At 42.6% G+C, this 20,335-nt stretch carries 19 protein-coding genes; 2 read left to right on the top strand and 17 right to left on the bottom strand.

The genetic code is table 11. From position 1 onward, the window contains the following. Positions 1 to 18: 18 nt before the first annotated feature. Both ACQRD1_RS10980 and ACQRD1_RS10975 read right to left on the bottom strand, forming a co-directional pair. Positions 19 to 939 carry a dihydrodipicolinate synthase family protein gene (locus ACQRD1_RS10980; RefSeq protein WP_235233946.1) on the bottom strand — a complete coding sequence of 307 codons (921 nt, stop codon included), beginning with the start codon at positions 937 to 939 and terminating at the stop codon, positions 19 to 21. A gap of 62 nt (positions 940 to 1,001) precedes the next feature. Then, the gene (locus ACQRD1_RS10975) at positions 1,002 to 1,688 is read right to left on the bottom strand and encodes an N-acetylmannosamine-6-phosphate 2-epimerase (protein WP_235233945.1); all 687 of its coding nucleotides are present in this window, start codon (positions 1,686 to 1,688) and stop codon (positions 1,002 to 1,004) included. A gap of 285 nt (positions 1,689 to 1,973) precedes the next feature. Between ACQRD1_RS10975 and nagB the strand changes: the two genes are divergently transcribed. Continuing rightward, positions 1,974 to 2,711, top strand: a complete 738-nt coding sequence (gene nagB / locus ACQRD1_RS10970; protein ID WP_235233944.1) for a glucosamine-6-phosphate deaminase — start codon at positions 1,974 to 1,976, stop codon at positions 2,709 to 2,711. 50 nt (positions 2,712 to 2,761) lie between these two features. Here the strand turns inward: nagB and lgt are convergent, their stop codons facing one another. The 14 genes from lgt to ACQRD1_RS10900 form a co-directional block, all read right to left on the bottom strand. Next, entirely contained in the window at positions 2,762 to 3,619 is an 858-nt protein-coding gene (gene lgt, locus ACQRD1_RS10965; RefSeq protein WP_235233943.1) for a prolipoprotein diacylglyceryl transferase, read from the bottom strand. Positions 3,620 to 3,636: 17 nt separating this feature from the next. Next, a complete protein-coding gene (gene ychF, locus ACQRD1_RS10960) occupies positions 3,637 to 4,737 on the bottom strand; it encodes a redox-regulated ATPase YchF (RefSeq protein WP_235233942.1) in 1,101 nt (366 codons plus the stop codon). 58 nt (positions 4,738 to 4,795) lie between these two features. Then, positions 4,796 to 5,467, bottom strand: a complete 672-nt coding sequence (locus tag ACQRD1_RS10955) for a thiamine diphosphokinase (protein ID WP_235233940.1) — start codon at positions 5,465 to 5,467, stop codon at positions 4,796 to 4,798. Continuing rightward, on the bottom strand, positions 5,460 to 6,122 hold the full coding sequence (gene rpe, locus ACQRD1_RS10950; protein WP_235233939.1) for a ribulose-phosphate 3-epimerase: 663 nt from the start codon (positions 6,120 to 6,122) through the stop codon (positions 5,460 to 5,462). The genes ACQRD1_RS10955 and rpe overlap by 8 nt, the downstream gene beginning before the upstream one ends. A gap of 1 nt (position 6,123) precedes the next feature. Then, a complete protein-coding gene (gene rsgA / locus ACQRD1_RS10945; RefSeq protein ID WP_235233937.1) occupies positions 6,124 to 7,002 on the bottom strand; it encodes a ribosome small subunit-dependent GTPase A in 879 nt (292 codons plus the stop codon). Positions 7,003 to 7,032: 30 nt separating this feature from the next. Continuing rightward, entirely contained in the window at positions 7,033 to 9,090 is a 2,058-nt protein-coding gene (gene pknB / locus ACQRD1_RS10940; RefSeq protein ID WP_235233935.1) for a Stk1 family PASTA domain-containing Ser/Thr kinase, read from the bottom strand. Further along, the gene (locus tag ACQRD1_RS10935; RefSeq protein ID WP_235233934.1) at positions 9,084 to 9,827 is read right to left on the bottom strand and encodes a Stp1/IreP family PP2C-type Ser/Thr phosphatase; all 744 of its coding nucleotides are present in this window, start codon (positions 9,825 to 9,827) and stop codon (positions 9,084 to 9,086) included. The genes pknB and ACQRD1_RS10935 overlap by 7 nt, the downstream gene beginning before the upstream one ends. Then, positions 9,805 to 10,875 carry a 23S rRNA (adenine(2503)-C(2))-methyltransferase RlmN gene (rlmN, locus tag ACQRD1_RS10930; protein ID WP_235233933.1) on the bottom strand — a complete coding sequence of 357 codons (1,071 nt, stop codon included), beginning with the start codon at positions 10,873 to 10,875 and terminating at the stop codon, positions 9,805 to 9,807. Before rlmN ends, ACQRD1_RS10935 begins: the two co-directional genes overlap by 23 nt. After that, positions 10,868 to 12,178 carry a 16S rRNA (cytosine(967)-C(5))-methyltransferase RsmB gene (rsmB, locus tag ACQRD1_RS10925; RefSeq protein WP_235233932.1) on the bottom strand — a complete coding sequence of 437 codons (1,311 nt, stop codon included), beginning with the start codon at positions 12,176 to 12,178 and terminating at the stop codon, positions 10,868 to 10,870. Before rsmB ends, rlmN begins: the two co-directional genes overlap by 8 nt. 54 nt (positions 12,179 to 12,232) lie before the next feature. Further along, positions 12,233 to 12,934, bottom strand: a complete 702-nt coding sequence (locus tag ACQRD1_RS10920) for a zinc metallopeptidase (protein ID WP_235233930.1) — start codon at positions 12,932 to 12,934, stop codon at positions 12,233 to 12,235. Positions 12,935 to 13,055: 121 nt separating this feature from the next. After that, positions 13,056 to 13,994: a methionyl-tRNA formyltransferase gene (fmt, locus tag ACQRD1_RS10915; RefSeq protein ID WP_235233929.1), complete on the bottom strand. Its 939-nt coding sequence runs from the start codon at positions 13,992 to 13,994 to the stop codon at positions 13,056 to 13,058. Positions 13,995 to 13,997: 3 nt separating this feature from the next. Next, positions 13,998 to 14,468: a peptide deformylase gene (gene def / locus ACQRD1_RS10910; RefSeq protein WP_235233928.1), complete on the bottom strand. Its 471-nt coding sequence runs from the start codon at positions 14,466 to 14,468 to the stop codon at positions 13,998 to 14,000. A 13-nt stretch (positions 14,469 to 14,481) separates the two neighbouring features. After that, on the bottom strand, positions 14,482 to 16,710 hold the full coding sequence (priA, locus tag ACQRD1_RS10905; protein WP_427787560.1) for a replication restart helicase PriA: 2,229 nt from the start codon (positions 16,708 to 16,710) through the stop codon (positions 14,482 to 14,484). Beyond that, on the bottom strand, positions 16,700 to 18,175 hold the full coding sequence (locus ACQRD1_RS10900; protein ID WP_347376105.1) for a UDP-N-acetylmuramoyl-L-alanyl-D-glutamate--2,6-diaminopimelate ligase: 1,476 nt from the start codon (positions 18,173 to 18,175) through the stop codon (positions 16,700 to 16,702). Before ACQRD1_RS10900 ends, priA begins: the two co-directional genes overlap by 11 nt. 148 nt (positions 18,176 to 18,323) lie before the next feature. Between ACQRD1_RS10900 and pepT the strand changes: the two genes are divergently transcribed. Next, positions 18,324 to 19,541, top strand: a complete 1,218-nt coding sequence (pepT, locus tag ACQRD1_RS10895; protein ID WP_235233923.1) for a peptidase T — start codon at positions 18,324 to 18,326, stop codon at positions 19,539 to 19,541. A gap of 63 nt (positions 19,542 to 19,604) precedes the next feature. Here the strand turns inward: pepT and trpA are convergent. After that, on the bottom strand, positions 19,605 to 20,335 hold a 731-nt coding region (gene trpA / locus ACQRD1_RS10890; RefSeq protein WP_427787558.1), incomplete at its 5' end, for a tryptophan synthase subunit alpha.

The following is a 20,335-nucleotide window of genomic DNA, read 5'->3' as shown; positions in this document are numbered from 1 at the left end:
GTCTGATTTTGATATTTTTTATGCGAGATACGCTTCTTTTGCATCGCGAATCATCTTTGCAGCCTCTTCAACGATTGCCATATCAGACTCAATCAGTGCCGACAATGGTTCTCTGACTCCTCCAAGTTCCAGTCCTTCATTAATCTTAAGAATTGCCTTGATCACGCCATACATATTGCCATGGCCTGAGCACATCTTATATATAATTACATCTACAGCATATTGAATCTCTCTTGCTTTCTCCATATCTCCTGCTTTTACATACTCATCCATCTTCAGGAATAACTCTGGCATAACACCATATGTTCCGCCGATAGCGCCCTCTGCTCCGATAACACGTCCACTGATAAACTGCTCATCTGGACCATTAAAGACGATATAATCTTCTCCTGCTGCCTGTTTGAACATCTGAATATCCTGCACTGGCATAGATGAATTCTTTACACCAATGACTCTTGGATTCTTTCTCATCTCTGCAAACAATCCCATCGTAAGTGCTACTCCTGCAAGCTGCGGAATATTATAGATGACAAAGTCTGTATTTGGTGCTGCCAAACTGATATCATTCCAGTACTGTGCAATCGCATATTCAGGAAGATGGAAATAAATCGGAGGAATTGCCGCAATTGCATCTACCCCAAGGCTCTCTGCATGTCTTGCAAGCTCCATACTGTCTTTGGTATTGTTGCACGCTACATGGGCAATGACTGTCAATTTCCCTTCTGCTGCTTTCATCACATTTTCCAGGACAATCTTACGATCTTCCACGCTCTGGTAAATACATTCTCCGGAAGATCCGTTAACATATACACCCTTTACCCCTTTTTCTACGAAATATCTTGTCAGAGCCTGCACTCCTTCTGGACTGATATTTCCTTCCTTGTCATAACATGCATAAAATGCCGGAATGACTCCTTTGTACTTGTCAAGATTTTTCATAATTCTTTCTCCTTTTCTTTTTATTATTCTTGTTTTATGTGAAAAATATTAAGCCCGCTTTTCTATTCCAGTGCCTCAGCAAATGATTTTGTAATCAATTGTGGTCTTGTAATGATAGAACCAACCACAACACTGAATGCTCCCAACTCAATAACTCTTTTTGCTTTCTCCGGAGTATTGATATTACCTTCTGCAATCACACGATGTTTTACCTGTGCCACAATTTTTCTTAAGATTTCAAAATCATTTGCTTCGATTCTATCTCCCTTGCTCTGTTCTGTATATCCGACCATCGTAGTTCCGATAAAATCAAATCCAAGCTCATCTGCATGAATTGCTTCCTCCACAGTTGAACAATCTGCCATTAGAAGCTGATCCGGATATTTCTCCCTAATCTGATAATAAAATTCATCCAATGTAACATTTCCCGGTCGAAGTGCCTCTGTCGCATCAATCGCAATAATCTCTGGCTTCACTTCCATTAACTCCTCAATCTCTTTCATTGTCGGAGTGATGTACACCTTACTGTCGTCATAATCTCTTTTTACAATTCCAATAATCGGAAGATCGACCTGAGTCTGTATTTCTTGGATGTCTTCTTTTGTATTCGCGCGAATTCCCACAGCACCGCCTTCTTTCGCTGCAACCGCCATTCTTCCCATAATAAAAGAAGAATGTAACGGTTCATGCGGTAATGCCTGACATGATACAATCAATTTGCCTTTTATCTGTTCTATACACTCTTTCATCTTCGTTCTCCTTCCTTTGTTTGCCTTGCTGAAACCAAGTATACCAACTCCGTTTTTATTTTCAATAACATATCTATGTTCTGAAAGTTCTTTCATCCTTTTCAAAACAGGGTTGATTTTTAGCCAATTTTAGTAGTACTCAATTAGTGAAATTGCACAATTTCAGGTTGTTTCTTTCCATTTGTGAAAGTAACTTCAATTCCACGCATTTCCCTTGAAAAGTACAGGATGATTGTTATACTGAACACAAAAGATATGAACTATTCAAAGAAAGGGATAAAAACTATGATTATTTACAGAGCAAAAGATTATCAAGACATGAGCCGTAAAGCTGCAAATATTATTTCTGCACAGATTATTATGAAACCCAACTGTGTACTGGGACTTGCCACCGGTTCTTCACCTGTAGGAACTTATCGCCAATTAATTGAGTGGTATAACAAAGGAGACCTTGACTTCTCTCATGTAACCAGCATCAATCTGGACGAATATAAAGGTCTCTCCCCCGAAAATGACCAGAGCTATCGCTATTTTATGGACACGAATCTATTCAATCATGTAAACATTGACAAAGCTCACACTTTCGTTCCCAATGGACTTGAGGTCAATTCAGAGAAGGCTTGTACTGATTACAATCATATAATTGCCACATCCGGTGGTATTGATCTACAGCTTCTGGGACTTGGGCACAATGGTCATATCGGCTTCAATGAACCAGGCGCTGCTTTCGAACGCGAAACACACTGCGTAGACTTGACAGAAAGTACCATAGAAGCCAACAAGCGTTTCTTTGCTTCTGAGGAAGAAGTACCACGCCAGGCATACACCATGGGAATCAAAAATATTATGCAGGCAAAAAAGATCCTGGTCATCGTAAGCGGCGCTGACAAGGCCCAGATACTCGAAAAAGTACTCTACGGCCCAATCACTCCGGAAGTGCCAGCCTCCATCCTCCAGCTCCACAACGATGTAACCATCGTAGCTGACGAAGCCGCTCTCTCCTGCCTCACTGAATTAGCGTAAAAAAATAGCAGAAGCATCGTAATCAATTACAATGCTTCTGCTGTTTTTTATTATTCTTTCGTTACTTTCCATCGATGATATATTATCAATATTGTTGACACAACCACGATCACTCCGGCCAGGATCTGTGATACTGGTAATCCCACTACCGGAAGCAGTAACTGGTCTGTTCTCAGACCCTCAATCCAGACTCTTCCCAGTCCATATCCCAGAAGATACACCAGGAATACTTCCCCGTCAAATTTTTTATGCTTTCGGTACAGCAACATTATGATCAGAACCATCATACACCAAAGTGACTCATACAAATAAGTCGGATGAACCTGGATATAAGATACACCATCCACAGTCTCCATGTGCTCTCTCATCAATTCCGTAATATCAGAACTTCTGACTGCATCCACTGGAAGCTGCATCGCTAACAGGCTATCCGTATATTCTCCAAAAGCCTCCCTGTTAAAGAAGTTTCCCCATCGTCCGATCATCTGTCCTGCCACAAGTCCAAGACCTGCAGTATCCATAAGCAGCGGTGCCGATAACTTCTTGATCCTTGCAAAAATCAAGACCGTTATAACTGCTGCAATCACACCTCCATAGATTGCAAGACCACCCTGACGAATATTCAATATACTTAACAGGTCGTCTTTATACATATCCCAGGAAAAAATAACATAATATGCTCTGGCACCTATGATTGCAAAAATCACTGCATAGATTGCCAGATCATAGTAATCTTCTTCCTTTTGACCTGTCCGCTTTGCCTCTGCAACTGCGATAAGCAGACCGACCAGAATGCCAATTCCAATAATAATGCCATAGTATGCAATATCGAATCCAAATACTGTAATATGATCCCCAACGGATTCCAAGTGGATCCCAATATTCGGAAAATCTATTGTTTTATGCATTTTTCATTCTTCCTTCCTTATACGTTAAAACGGAATAACATAATGTCTCCGTCTTTTACAACGTAATCTTTTCCTTCCAGTCTGATCAGTCCTTTTTCTTTTGCTGCATTATGACTGCCGCAAGCAATCAGATCATCATAGGATACTACTTCAGCACGAATAAATCCTCGTTCAAAATCGGAATGAATCTTTCCTGCTGCCTGAGGTGCTTTGGTTCCATTTTTAATCGTCCATGCACGCACTTCTGGTTCACCTGCAGTCAGGTAACTAATCAGCCCCAGTAATTTATAGCTGGCTTTAATTAATTTTTCAAGGCCAGATTCCGTTAATCCCAGATCTTCCAGGAACATCTTCTTCTCATCATCTTCTAATTCAGCAATTTCCTGCTCAATCTGTGCACACACAACGAACACTTCGCTCTGTTCTTCCTTCGCATATTCACGGACAGCTTCTACTCCGGCATTAGAAGCACCGTCATCTGCCAGATCATCTTCTGCAACATTTGCAGCATAGATGACTGGTTTATATGTCAACAGATTATATCCTGCAAGCCATTCTTCTTCCTCTTCATCACTTACATCGTCAAATGTCTTCGCAAGTTTTCCTTCTTCCAGGTGTACCTTAATCTTCTCCAACAATGCCAATTCCTTTGCTGCAGCTTTATCATTTCTTGCAACCTTTGTTGTCTTGGCAATTCTACGTTCCAGTATCTCCAGATCAGAGAAAATTAATTCCAGATTGATAGTCTCAATATCACGTAATGGATTGATACTTCCATCTACATGAACAATATTGCTGTCTTCAAAACATCTCACTACATGGACAATCGCATCAACTTCACGAATATTGGCAAGGAACTGGTTCCCAAGTCCCTCTCCTTTGGAAGCACCTTTTACTAATCCTGCAATATCAACGAACTCAATTGCAGCCGGTATGATTTTCTTGGTATGATACATCTCTCCCAGTACATTTAATCTTTCATCAGGCACAGTTACAACGCCGACATTTGGATCAATGGTACAGAATGGATAGTTTGCAGATTCTGCTCCGGCTTTTGTCAATGAATTGAACAACGTACTTTTCCCTACGTTTGGTAATCCTACGATTCCTAATTTCATCTATCTCGTCCTCTCTTCTTGTTCTCTATTCTCACGAATACACAATAGTGTATCACTTTTACTCGCGCTTGTCACGGGTCTGCATCAAGATTACATTTCCCGCCGGGAAACTGATTACAACCTCATCAACATCTTCTGCGATCTGATTGCTGACACAGAGACTATTACAAGGCGAAAGCGTATGATTACGCAATGGATATTTGGCTCCTTCGATATTAAATCCAAAAACCTCTTCTCCTAATGGAAATACAGAAAAATATGGACCGAATGCCTCTTCCTTCTTCAAATGCGTCTCTCCATCTCCAATCAGGCGGATTAGATTCTGACTGTCTATAATCTTCGCATCGATCCCTGCCTTAAACGGAATCATAAGGCTCTGTACATTCGCCCACAGATGATCGATTCTGCCTCCTGTAGCTCCAAGGATTATCAGCTCGCTGCATCCAAGAGTCATCGCCAGTCTGATAGCAATCTCAGTATCGGACGCATCCTTAACTGGATTATATTCGCGAATCGGTACATTCGTTTCATTCCGGTAATAGTCACCGATTTCTTTCTTCACACTGTCAAAATCTCCCACAATATAGCTTGGCATAATCTGATGTAGATAAAGAAATTCCATTCCCTTGTCTACAGCAATGATACATTCCCCTTCCTGCTCTCTCAGAATAGAAAGAGCAAAATTCTCATTCAGTTCTCCCCCACTCACAATTACAATTCTCTTACTCATAACTATTCAGTATCTCCATAAAATCTTTGGTATTCTTCTCTGGATCTCCCTTAAACACAGCTGACCCTGCAACAATGATATTCGCTCCCGCATCTAATACATCCCGTACATTTGCCAGGCAGATCCCCCCATCCACCTGAATATCCACGGATAATCCACGTTCTGCCATCATAGCACGGATCTTACGTATTTTCTCTAATGATTCCGGAATAAATTTCTGTCCTCCGAATCCCGGATGAACGCTCATCACCAATATCATATCTATTTCTGATAAATACGGCAGAACCATCTCTGCATCTGTCTCCGGGCAAATAGACAAGCCAACTTTCATCCCACATTCATGAATGGTTGTAATCGTTGCCTCTACATCTTCACATGCCTCCAGATGAATCGTCACAAGATCCGCACCCGCTTTTTGAAAAGCCTCAATATAACGAATCGGTTCCTGTACCATCAAATGCACATCCATCAACTGATTCGTTGCATTATGAATCGATGCAAGCACTGGCATCCCAAAAGATATACTGGGTACAAACATTCCATCCATTACATCAAAGTGCAGATATCTGGCACCGTTTTCTGCTGTCTTCTGCATTTCCTGGCCCAACACCTTGAAATCTGCCGACAAAATTGATGGAGCTAATATATAGTCCATATCAATACCTCCTCTTACTCTTCAGTTCCTCATACATCTCTATATAATTCTGATATCGTATTCTGTGTATTTCTCCCGCATCTACAGCCTCTTTTACTGCACATCCCGGCTCATGAACATGATCACATCCATGAAAACGGCACATTCCCTCATACTTTGCAAACTCCGGAAAATAATATTTCAGTTCTTCTTTTTCAAAATCGTTGACATACAGCGAGCTAAAACCAGGAGTATCCATAATGTAAGAATTCTCATCAATCGGGAACAATTCCGAATGCCTTGTCGTATGCCTTCCGCGCTCAATCTTATTACTGATAGTTCCGGTCTCCATATTGGCTTCTGGCTGTAAAATATTAATAATTGAAGATTTGCCAACACCAGAAGGGCCTGCAATAGCTGTTGTCTTTCCCTTCAAAACCTTTCGAACGCTGTCAATGTTCTTTTCTTTCAAAGCACTGGTAAATATTAACGGATATCCACATCTCGCATAAATCTGCTTTAATTCTTTGACCTGCGGATCCTCGGCAATGTCCTCTTTGTTAAAGCACAGCACCACTGGAATCTCTTTACTTTCCATCATCACCAAAAATCGATCCAAAAGATTAAAATGTGGATTCGGCTTTGTAATTGCGAACACCACCAGAGCCTGATCAATATTGGCAACTGCCGGACGAATCAGCTCATTCATGCGAGGAAGTATGGCAATAATATTTCCAGTCTTCTCGCTCTCATCCAGAACTTCTATCTCAACATTATCTCCTACCAGCGGTTTAATCTTATCCTTTCGAAAAGTTCCTTTGGCTTTACATTCATAAACACCGGATTCTACTACGTGTACGTAGTAGAATCCGGCAATTCCTTTTACTATCTTTCCTTGCATCTCTATCCTATCTGCTTTTAGTCTCTGTGCTTATTCTATACCTTCCGAGCCGCCCTGATCCTGTGATGGTCCGTCACTGATCACATAAGTAATGGTTCCACCTTTATCAACTTTTCCAGAAGACGGACTCTGAGAGATAATCGCACCTTTTGGAATCGTATCACTGGTCTGAGAGCCAGTTCGGCTTGTATAAAGTCCGTTGCCGGAAGCCCAACTCGTCAGATCACTTTCTGATCTTCCCACAAAATTCTGAACATCTACTCTTTCGTCTGGTTTCGGTCCATTGCTGACTACAAGTCCCACACTGGTTCCTGCTGCCACTTTCTTACCGCCATCCACACTCTGGGATACAACCTGACCTTTCGGAACACTGTCATTATAATCATACGTTACTGTACCAACATTCAAACCTGCACTCTTAATTGCATTCTGTGCATCTTCGTCTTGCTGTCCCACTACATTCGGAACGGTCTTCTTCTCAGCACCTTTACTTACTTTCATGACAATCTCAGTATCCTTGGTCGCTTTTGAATTCGCTGCAGGTGTCGTTCCAATCACATCACCCTCTGCCACACTGTCACTGTACTCAAACTCGGAGGATATCTTCTTGAATCCTTCTTTTTCCAATGCACTCTGTGCTTCATCTTCACTCATACCACTTACGTCCGGTACTGTTATTTCATCTCCAATAAGACCTGAACTTACAACTACCTGAATCGTTGTATTCTTGGCAACTTTCTTTCCTGCCTCCGTCTTCTGTTCACATACGGTTCCTTCTTCATACTTCTTGGATTCTTTTCGCTCAACAACTTTGAAGCCAAGTCCTTTTTCATTCAGCGCCTTCTTTGCCTGCTCCTCTGTCATACCGACTACATTCGGAACTTTTACTTGTTCTTCTGAATCTTCCGAGATAAGACTTGGTCCAAATTTAAAAACGCCTGCGGCCTTTCCAATGGAAAATACCAGAATAAATATAATAATGATTGCAACAACAATCGTCAGAATCTTTGTAATCTTCCGCATACGAGGATTGACATCATCAGAGTCTTTTCCTTTTTTGCCATGCTTGGAATCGTACTCATCATCATATTCGTCATCCTCATATTCGTCATAATCGTCGTCATCCTCATCATAATCATCTTCGTCGTAATCATCTTCATCATAATCGTCATCTTCGTCATAAGAGCTTCTGATATCATCCAGATCTTCATCTGTAATAATAACTGTATCAGCATTACGAAGAGGAGGAATCACAACGAAATCTCCATCCGGATCTACCAAAGACCGCTTCAGATCCCGAATCAGCTCATTGGTATTCTTATATCTTCTCTCACTATTCTTTTGTGTACACTTTAATATGATCTGTTCCAGACTATACGGAATATCCGGCACAATTTCTGAAGGCGGAGTAATCTCTTCCTGAAGATGCTTAATAGCTACTGACACGGTAGAATCTCCGTCAAACGGCACCTGCCCAGTCACCATCTCGTAAAGAGTGATACCGATAGAATAGATATCACTTCTCTGGTCACTGAATCCTCCACGAGCCTGTTCTGGAGATGTATAATGAACAGATCCCATAGCATTAGAACTAACTGTATTAGATGTAGTAGCCTTCGCAATGCCAAAATCTGTTACTTTTACTTTCCCATCTTTTGATATAATAATATTCTGCGGCTTAATATCACGATGAATAATATTTGCCGCATGAGCCACTCCGATACCTGTACATACCTGAATAGCAATACTGATAACCTCTTTATGAGATAATCTTCCTTTTTTCTCAATATATTCCTTTAACGTAATTCCTTCGACCAGTTCCATGACCATATAATACAGCCCCCGGTCTTCTCCAACATCGTATACATTTACGATGTTCGGATGCATAAGCCCAGCTGCTGCCTGAGCCTCTGAGCGGAATTTACGCACAAAATTCTCATCTTCCTTATATTCTTTCTTTAAAACCTTGATTGCCACATAACGATTCAACATCTGGTCTTTGCCTTTATAGACATCGGCCATCCCACCTGCCCCGATCTTACTCAGCACCTCATATCGCTTTCCAAGAAAAATACCATCTTTTACCATATATTCACCTCATCCGCAAGTGGCTCTGCCATAACAACCCCTATGTTATCTCTCCCACCATTACTATTTGCCTTTTCGATTAACATCTGCACCGCTTCTACAATATCTCTGGCACCTTTCACAATATCAAACATGTCTTCATCTTCTACCATATTACTCAACCCATCGGTGCACATCAGTATGAAATCACCCTTTTTCAGGCGATATTCATAGATATCTGCCTCTACATCTTCCTTTACTCCTATGGCTCTTGTGATGATATTTTTATCTGGGTGATTTCTGGCTTCTTCTGCCTTAATTCCTCCCAGCCTTACCATCTCCTCCACAAGAGAATGATCCTTAGATATCTGCCGGATCTTATCATTGATCAAATAGAGTCTGCTGTCTCCCACATTGGCAAAATATAATGTATTGCCAACAACTGTTGCTACTACCAGTGTTGTTCCCATTCCTTCCAGCTTAATATCCGTGGACGCGGCCTCGATCAGCTTATGATTTGCAATACCGACTACATTACGCAGAATCTCTTCAGGCTTATCTAATGGTGTATTTTTCAATTCATCGATCAACACATTCACCGTATATTTGGACGCAAAATCTCCTGCCTTGTGGCCTCCCATTCCATCGGCTACCGCAAGAAGATTCGGAAACGGTCCTATCGGGCTGTCCGTTACATATACGTAGTCCTGGTTGACTTCACGTTTTCTGCCTACATCAGTCATTGCATATAGTTTCATTCGCTTCTCCTTCATCCGCTGCCGCATGCCTTCTGCGCAATTGGCCGCAGGCTCCATCAATATCTGAGCCTCTTTCCCTTCTTATAGTAACATTAATTCCGTTTTTTTCAAGTTTATTTTTAAATTCCAGAGCATTTTTCCTGTCTGGCTTCTTATAATCCCGCTCCTTGATCGGATTCACCGGAATCAGATTCAAGTGACAGTTTCTCTTTTTTAATATAGAAGTCAGTTCCCGGATATCCTCCGGCTGATCATTCACACCTTCCACCAGACTATACTCAAAAGTAATTCTTCGCCCTGTTTTCTGGAAATAATAGTCACATGCTTCCAATACATCTTGTAATTCATATTTATTTGCTACTGGCATCAATCTCTTTCTTTTTTCCTGACTGGAACCATGTAACGATAATGCCAGAGTAATCTGAAGCCCTTCTTCTGCCAGGCGCCTCATATTCGGTACAATGCCGCAAGTAGAAGCTGTAATATTGCGCTGGCTGATATTCAGGCCGTGTTCATCGCTCAGCATATGAATAAATTTCACAAAATTATCATAGTTATCTAATGGCTCACCGGTTCCCATCACCACCACGTTGGATACCCGTTCTCCTGTCATCTTCTGAATCTGATAAATCTGTCTTAGCATCTCTGACGGTGCCAGACTCCGCTCCAGTCCTCCAATCGTAGAAGCACAGAATCTACACCCCATACGGCACCCGGCCTGTGAAGAAATACACACGGAATTGCCATAATTATATTTCATCAGAACACTTTCTATCATATTACCATCTGACAATTCAAAAAGGAACTTTTCTGTAGGATCCACTTTGGATATCTGATGATCAATCATATTCACTGTAGGAATCACGTAGTTCTCTTCTAATTTTTCTCTTAACTTTTTTGACAGATTGGTCATCTCGTCAAAGCAATCAACAAGCTTTACATGCAGCCATTCATAGATCTGTTTGCTGCGAAAAGCTTTTTCCCCTATGCTCTCTATTTCTATCTTTAATTCTTCATAATTATAAGAACATATATCCTTCTTATTCATGACTCTCCTTTTGAAACATTGCAATATAGAATCCGTCGCCTTCGTCTTTTCCCGGCAGCATCTGCTTCTGCTTTACAAGGCAAAATTCCGGATATTCTCTGGCGAACCATTCTGCATTTCTCTCATTTTCTTCCCTGTGAATCGTACAAGTACTATATAGCAGTTTACCACCCGGTTTCACATATTGATGTACTACGGATAAGATCTGTCTCTGAAATGCTGCCAGTTCTTTTGTCATCTCCTCTGTCATCTTATACTTCAAATCTGGTTTCTTGCCCAGAACCCCCAACCCCGAACACGGAAGATCTGCTATAACAATATCTGCTTTTCCGACAGTTTCACTCACCAATTCAAGAGCATCCTGACGCACAGCTTCTATATTAGGCAAGCCACTTTGTACAATATTTTCACGAATCATAGATACTTTATAATCGGTCAGATCCCGTGCTTCTACGTGACCAGTTCCTTTCAGACACTCTGCAATATGCATCGATTTTCCACCAGGTGCGGCACACACATCAATGACATAGTCTCCTGGTTGTGGTGACGCCCATTCTGCCACTTGCATGGAACTGATATCCTGCACCTGATAATAACCCATCTGAAAACTATGTAGTCCGGCAAGATGATCAAATCCCGAAAGATACAGTGCATAAGGAAGAGACGGACTCTCTTGGACATTAACGCCTTCTTTCTGTAGCAGACATATTAATTCTTCCTTTGAGATCTTATCCAGATTACAGCGAACCGTCAGAGGTTTTTCTTTCAAGAATTCTTCAGCCATCTCACAAACTGTCTTTTCATCATAAACTGACAGCCATTGTTTCAAGATCCATTCCGGAAGCGAATAACGGATTGAAAGGTACTGAAACAGATTCTCTTCCGAAGGATATACAATATCTGACAGATTTCTGCTGATATTGCGCAGCACACCATTGACAAATCCTTTTAATGTCTTAAACCCGCGTTTTTCTGCCAGTTTTACCGCTTCATTACAAACTGCTGAATCAGGCACGCTGTCCATGTACTTTAACTGGTAAACACCACTTCTCATAATGGTCCGAATCACCGGTTTCATTTTATTCACTTTTACTTTGGAAAATTGATTGATGATATAGTCGATTTCTATCATGTGTTCAAGCGTGCCATCTACCACTCTCGTGATAAACGCACGCTCTTTTTTATCCAGATATTGATATTGATCAAGAACATTCTTCAAGGCAATATGGCTGTATTCCCCATCCCTCGTAATCTGAAGCAGTATTTCAAGCACAAGTTCGCGCCCGCCAATCGATGCTGCCATAACTTTTCCTCCACATTCCTTCCCGCATTCTGTACGGGATCCAATTATTCTCTCTTAATCTCTTCGGTTTCCCGTCAGCAATATGATACGGAGCAGCTGAAGAATTGCAGACGCCGCACCTGCAACATAAGTAAGCGCTGCTGCTGTCAATACTTTTCTCGTTGCCTTTACTTCATCTTCATATAACATTCCACTACTTCCGAGTACCCGAATTGCACGGTTGGATGCATTGAATTCCACCGGCAATGTCACGATCTGGAACAAAACGGCCAATGAAAATGCCAGAATTCCAAGATTCAGAAACAATGCAGAAGAACGGCTGTTAAAAAACAGTCCGATAATAATCAGTGGCCATGCAATGGTACTTCCAAAATTAGCAATTGGAACAAGTGCACCTCTGATTTTTAATGGAACATATCCCGTCTCATGCTGAACCGCATGTCCACACTCATGTGCTGCAACTCCCATTGCTGCAACAGATGTTGAATTATAAGTCGCATCTGACAGACGCAGCACTTTTGACCTTGGATCATAATGATCCGTCAGATTTCCAGAGATATGTTCCACTCTGACATCATAGATTCCGGCACGTCTTAAGATCTCTTCTGCCGCTTCTCTTCCTGTCATGCCAGAATGATTCCGCACACGGGAATATTTATTAAATGTAGAATTCATCTTTGCAGAAGCCATCATACAGATGATTACGCCAAGAATCACTAACATATAAGTTGGATCAAAATACATTGGATAATACATAAATAAAGCCTCCAGTTTTACGCTATTTCAATTATTTCTTTAGATTATATCACGAATTGCGCAAAATACCCATTTTTCATATATTTTTAACAATTGTTAAGGATTTTCTTAGATATCTTCATTACATACCAGAGGACAATACCGTTCCTTCTTCCATTGGATAACCTCTGAGAAATGCGCCTGCATCCATTCGCTTCTTCCCTGGAATCTGCAGCGACAATACTTTGATGAGGCCCGTTCCTGTCTGCACACAGAAACCATCTTTTTCTACTTTCACAATAGTTCCCGGCATCTGATCCGTCTGTCCTTCCAGAACATCTGCCTCCCAGATCTTCATGATCTTACTATTCCACTTAGTATATGCGCTTGGCCATGGATTCAGTCCACGGATCAGACGTTCAATAGATGCCGCATCCTTCGTCCAGTCAATATCGCCCAGTTTCTTATCCAGCATTCTGGCATATTCGGTCGGGCTGTCTTCCTGCTTCTCCCATACAGCTGTCTTCTCCTCCAATGCCTTCAGCGTGTGGACACACAGCTTTGCACCTTCCAGGGCAAGCTTATCATGAAGGCTCCCGCCAGTCTCTTTTTCATCCAACACAACTTCTGTCTTCATGATCATATCGCCGGTATCCAGACCTTCGTCCATCTGCATAGTGGTAACTCCTGATACTCTTTCCCCATTGATCACCGCCCATTGGATCGGAGCTGCCCCACGGTATTTTGGAAGCAGCGATGCATGTACATTGATACATCCATATGGCGTCATTTTCAAAATTTCCTTTGGCAGGATCTGACCAAAAGCAATAACTACCATGACATCTGCCTCATATTTTCTTAATTCCTCAATGCTCTGAGGATCTCTGATCTTCTTTGGCTGAAACACTGGAATATCGTGTTCCAGCGCCACTTCTTTCACAGGCGGATACTGCATCTTCCCACCGCGTCCCTTCGGTTTATCCGGCTGCGTAACTGCCAGAACCACTTCATGTCCTGCTTCAATCAGTGCCTCCAATGTTCCCACAGAAAAATCTGGTGTTCCCATGAATATGACTTTCATCTGCTATTCCTCCTCATAAGTGGTATCATGAAGTTCTCCTTCTACCATATCCACATAGAGCTTTCCGCTCAGATGATCAATTTCATGGCAGAATGCTCTTGCCAGAAGGCCTTCGCCCTCCAATTCAATCTCTTCCATATCTTCATTCAACGCCTTTACCTTCACATGATCTGGTCTGGTCACAACACCTGATTTCCCAGGTACGCTCAAGCATCCTTCTTCTCCGGTCTGTTCTCCAGAAGTCTCCAGAATCTCTGGATTAATCAATACAATCGGACCTTCACCCACATCAATTACAACGATTCTTTTTAAGATACCTACCTGTGGCGCTGCCAGTCCTACTCCCATCGCCTCATACATGGTATCCAGCATATCGTTGATCAATATCTTTGTTCTAAGCGTCATCTTCGTTACTTCTTTACATTGTTTTGTCAAAACTTCATCGCCAATCTCTCTGATTTTTCTTGTTGCCATATTGTTCTCTCCTTTAAAAAACATTCATAGGATTAAAGTCAAACTGAATTCGAAGTGACTGAAATCCCTTATTTATCTCAATATACTGTTCCATCAGATTTTTTACTTCTATCAGGAAACGATAATCTTCTCCTTTCAGATACAGGACCCTTCGATAGATATCACTGACCTTCGCCACGTAAGGCCGTGCTGGACCAATGATCTGCAATGTTCGATTCTTATCTACTCTCAGAGCAAATTCTTTCAGATACTTCGCTGCCAGTTCTAGCATCTCTTCCTGAGGTCCGGTCATCAGAACTGCCAACAACTGTTCTACCGGGGGATAACCCATTAATTCACGATAATTCATTTCCGCATCGTAGAAGCCTTCATAGTCCTGCCTTGCTGCCATCTGAATACTGTAATGTTCCGGACTATAGGTCTGTATTACGACTTCCCCTTTACTCTTTCCACGCCCTGCACGACCTGCCGCCTGTGTCAGCAACTGAAACGTCCGCTCACCTGCCCGATAATCATTCGAATATAAAGACATGTCTGCCGCCAGAATGCCCACCAATGTGACATTCGGAAAATCATGTCCTTTAACGATCATCTGCGTACCAATCAGAATATCTGCTTCTTCATTTGCAAATGTTTCCAGAATCTTTTCGTGTCCGTCCTTGCTTCTTGTCGTATCCATATCCATCCGCAAGACTCTGGCTTTAGGAAACTGCTTCTTCACCATCTCTTCCACCTGCTGAGTCCCCGCTTTAAAACCTCCAATATAAGAAGAACCACAAGAAGGACATATGTTAATCTGAGGTTCTTCATGCCCACAATAATGGCACACCAGTTTTCCATTCCGATGGGCGGATAAAGACACATCGCAATGAGGACATTTTACTACATATCCGCAGGCTCTGCAAGAAATAAAGCCCGCATATCCCCTTCGGTTCAAAAAAAGCATAATCTGTTCTTTCTGCTCCAATCTGGATTCTATCAGCTCTTTCAGATGTTCACTTAAGATAGAATGATTCCCTGATTTTAACTCTTTTCGCATATCTTCCACATACACCTCTGGAAGCTCTTGGGCACCTGCACGTTTTTTCAGCTCCAGAAGTCGGAAGCGACCACTTTTACATGCATAAAATGATTCCAACGATGGTGTTGCTGATCCAAGTATTACACTGGCTCCTTCCATCTCGGCACGCTTTAGAGCTGTCTCTCTTGCATGATAACGTGGCACCTGCTCACTCTTATAGGTCGTCTCATGTTCTTCATCTATGACAATCAGCCCAAGATTGGGAAACGGAGTAAATAATGCGGAGCGCGGACCGATCATGACATCCACTTCTCCTGCTTTCACACGTTCCATCTGATCATAACGTTCTCCCTGTGACATCCTGGAGTTCAGAATAGACACCCGCTCTCCGAATCTACTGTAGAACCTCATAACCGTCTGATAAGTCAGCGCAATCTCCGGAATCAATACAATTGCCTGTTTTCCCTGCTCCATAACCCGGGCAATCATCTCCATATATACTTCCGTCTTACCGCTTCCGGTCACACCATACACCAGATACGTATTACGAACTCCCTGGCTGTATTCTTCCCAGAAGGTGTCAATCGCATGCTGCTGTTCTTCATTAACTATTACGGATTCTTTTTCCTGTATTTTATAACGAACGGGATTACGAAAGACTTTCTCAGACTCCAGCGCCGCCACGCTTTGTTCTTCTAACGCCCTGACCACCGCTCTGGTTACATTCAGCTTTTTTGTCAGCAGATCATAGTCCTGCTCCGGCTGATCCAGAAGTGCTGCAAGAAGCCTTGCCCTGGCTTTTTGATTCTTATGAAGATAAATCTCCAGCTGCTTCTTCCCGTCTTCTTGATTCAGCAAAAGACAGATTCGCCGTCTTTCTCGGACGTGTTCCTGTTTCTTGATGGGGATGACCGTCTTCAGCGCCTGAATCATAGTCCCTCCATAATAATCCTTCATCCATGCTGCCAGTGCAACCAGCTTTGCTTCAATCGCAACACTTCCCTCTGCCACCTTCAGGATCTGCTTGATCTTTGACGTATCATATTCTGCTTTTTCAGAGAACCCAATCACATATCCTTTGGTCTCTTTATTGCCTCTTCCAAATGGGACTACAACTTCTGTTCCAATCTCAAGCATCCCCTCCAGCGAAGAGGGGATGCGGTATTGGAATACTTTATCTAATTTTTCATGCGTAATATCTATAATAATATCAGCGTACATTTTCCTCCTTAAGCTCTTCCAGTACTTCCTGGATCAACACACGTTCGTCCATGTCATACTTCACACCTTTGATCTCTTGGTAAGTCTCATGTCCCTTACCTGCCAATACGATGACATCTCCCGGGCGTCCATTTGCAATTGCGTACTTAATCGCTTCTTTTCTGTCACAGATTGAGATATATTCTCCATCAGTCTTCTTCATACCGATAATAATATCATCTATGATTGCCTGTGGTTCCTCATACCGCGGATTATCGGATGTGATGATTGTAAAATCTGCCATCTTCCCGGCAACTTCTCCCATCTCATACCGGCGCGTCTTAGAACGGTTTCCTCCACAGCCGAATACCGCAACAATACGGCCCGGGTTATAATCTCTCAATGTATGCAAAAGACTTTCCAGTGCCATTGCATTGTGCGCATAATCAATCATCAAAGTAAAGTCATCGGATACTTTGATCATCTCAATTCTTCCCTTTACCCTTGCCACTTTAAGTGCGGCTTTGATATTTTCTACAGGGACATCAAAATGTCTGCACACTGCAATTGCTGTTAATGAATTATATACGCTAAACTCTCCTGGAATGTCAATCTCCACATCAAAATCCATCAGACCGCTGACATGATAGTTCACTCCCAGATATCCTGGTCTTGATATGTGTTCTACATCCGTTGCCCGAAGATCTGCTTTCTCAGAGAAACCAAAGGTCTCAATCTCACAGGTTGCCCCCTGAAATACATCTTCGAACCACTGGTCATCTACATTGGCAATTCCAATTTTACATTGCTTGAACAACAATCCTTTGCACCGCTTATAATCTTCAAAATCTTTGTGTTCGTTCGGTCCGATATGATCTTCTCCAAGATTTGTAAATATTCCGATCTCAAATGGAATACCTGCCGTTCTGTGCAGCATCAGCCCCTGAGAGGATACTTCCATGACCACGCTGTCACATCCTTCTTCCACCATTTCCGCAAAATACTTCTGAATCGTATAGGATTCCGGTGTCGTATTATTCGCCGGGATACATTTTTCTCCAATGATTGCTTCAATCGTTCCAATCAGGCCTACTTTATGTCCAACACCTTCCAGAATAGACTTCACCATATAAGTGGTAGTCGTCTTTCCCTTTGTTCCGGTAATTCCGATAACTTTCAGCTTCTCAGCCGGATAGCCGAAATATGCTGCCGACATCAGTGCAAGTGCATATCTGGTATCCTCCACCCGGATCACGGTAAGTCCTTCTGGCGCTTCTACTTCCTTTTCCACTATAACTGCTGCCGCGCCTTTTGCAGCGACCTCTTCTATATATTGATGTCCATCTGATACTGCACCTGTAATGCAGACGAATACACTTCCTTCTGATACCTTACGGGAATCATTGATCAATTCCGTAACTTCTATCTTATCATTTCCCTGAATCACTTCATATTCTAAACGTTCCAACAGCTGGGTTAACTTCATAATCTTTTGCCTCCTACTCTGTGACTTTCGTATTATTTATATAGTATAACATCATTTATGGATGTCGCAAAGATGAAATTGTGCTATAATTATCTGGTGAAATAATCTCACACTATATAGAATATGATAAGAAAAGGGGAATGTAATTTTGAAAGCGTATGAAAGATTACTAAAATACGTGGTGGTAAGAACACCAAGCGATGAGAACAGCGAGACAGTTCCGTCTTCCACATGCCAATTCAATCTTGCTCGTATCCTGGAAGCAGAGATGAAAGAATTAGGATTAACGGATGTCTATTTGGATGACCAGTGTTATCTCTATGGCAAATTACCTGCTACTGCAGGATATGAGGACAAACCAGCCCTCGGCTTTATCGCACATATGGATACGGTCTCTGATTTCTGCGATCACGACATCACTCCGGTCATTACCGAAAACTATGACGGAGAAGAACTGGCTCTCGGTGACAGCGGACTCGTCTTAAGCCCAGCTACTTTCAGCCACTTAAAAGACCTGAAAGGGCGCACACTGATCACCTCCGATGGAACCACTGTTCTCGGAGCTGATGACAAGGCTGGAATCGCAGAGATTCTTACTCTGGTCGAGCGTCTGCAGACAGAGAAGATTCCACACGGACCACTCTGTGTTGCATTTACACCAGATGAAGAGATTGGTACCGGTGCATCACATTTTGACATAGAAAGATTCGGCGCTGATTATGCTTACACCATGGACGGTTCTACAGAAGGTGAGATTCAGTACGAGAACTTCAATGCATGCAAAGCACAGTTCGACGTCAAAGGATTCAACGTACATCCAGGTACTTCTAAGGACACCATGATCAACGCAAGCCTGGTTGCCATGGAGATCAACAGCTTATTACCTGGCATGGAGACACCACGCGGAACAGAAGATTACGAAGGATTCTATCATCTGACCAGTATGTCCGGCGAATGCGCAGAAGCACAGTTAAACTACATCGTAAGAGATCACAACAAAGACTTCTTCGAAGCCCGCAAGAATACCTTAAGACTCATCGAAAAGAATCTGAACGAGAAATGGGGCGAAGGAACCGTTACGCTTACCATCACCGATCAGTATAAGAACATGGCAGAAATCATCGCCAACTGCATGCACTTGGTGGACAATGCAAAGACCGCATGCGAAAACACCGGAATCACTCCACTTATAATTCCAATCCGCGGAGGCACAGACGGATGCCAGTTAAGCTTCCGAGGACTGCCTTGCCCGAACCTTGGGACCGGCGGTCATGCTTACCACGGGCCATACGAACACATCACCGTAGAAGGCATGGATAAAACAGTCGATATGATCACCGAATTAGTGACGTTGTACACAAAATAGTTTCCAGGGGACGGGGGTTTTTTCATTTTCCCCCGTCCCAGATTCATTTTGCCGTGTCCCTTTTTACACTTGGGCAACGGCTTTTTTCATTTCTTTTACATATTCTGCAACTTTTGGCACGCATTCTCCGCCGTATTGTGCCACGATTTTTACGATGGCGGAGCCTACGATGGCCCCATCGGATACGCTTGCCATCTTGGCGGCCTGTGCTGGTGTGGAAATTCCGAATCCAACTGCGCAAGGAATATCGCTCACCTGTCTTACCATGGATACCATCTCTCCGACATCTGTCTTGATCTCGCTTCTTACGCCTGTGACTCCCAATGAGGATACGCAGTAGAGGAACCCTTTGGCTTCTCTGGCGATGGCGGCGATTCGGTCTTCGGAGGTCGGTGCAATCATGGAGATAAGGTCAATGCCGTATTCTTCGCAGATGTCTGCAAGTTCTGCCTTTTCTTCGAACGGCATATCCGGCACAATGATTCCATCCATCTGGCATTCTACGCAGCGTTTCATGAATTTCTCTTTGCCATAGGTATAGATTGGGTTGATATAGGTCATAAATACCATTGGCACGGTCACTTCTTTTCTGGCTTCTTTTACCATGTCAAATAACTTATCTGTTGTACATCCTGCTTTCAATGCCCGTTCATCAGCGTCCTGAATGACGACACCTTCAGCAATGGGATCGGAAAATGGAACTCCGATCTCGATCAAATCGGCACCTGCCTCCTGCATGGCAATCAGCAATTGTCTGGTAATTTCAAGGGACGGATCCCCTCCTGTAATAAATG

The organism is Bariatricus sp. SGI.019 (assembly GCF_050315235.1).
In the GTDB taxonomy this organism is placed as follows: domain Bacteria; phylum Bacillota; class Clostridia; order Lachnospirales; family Lachnospiraceae; genus JAFBIX01.
This window is presented reverse-complemented; position numbering and strand designations above follow the sequence as displayed.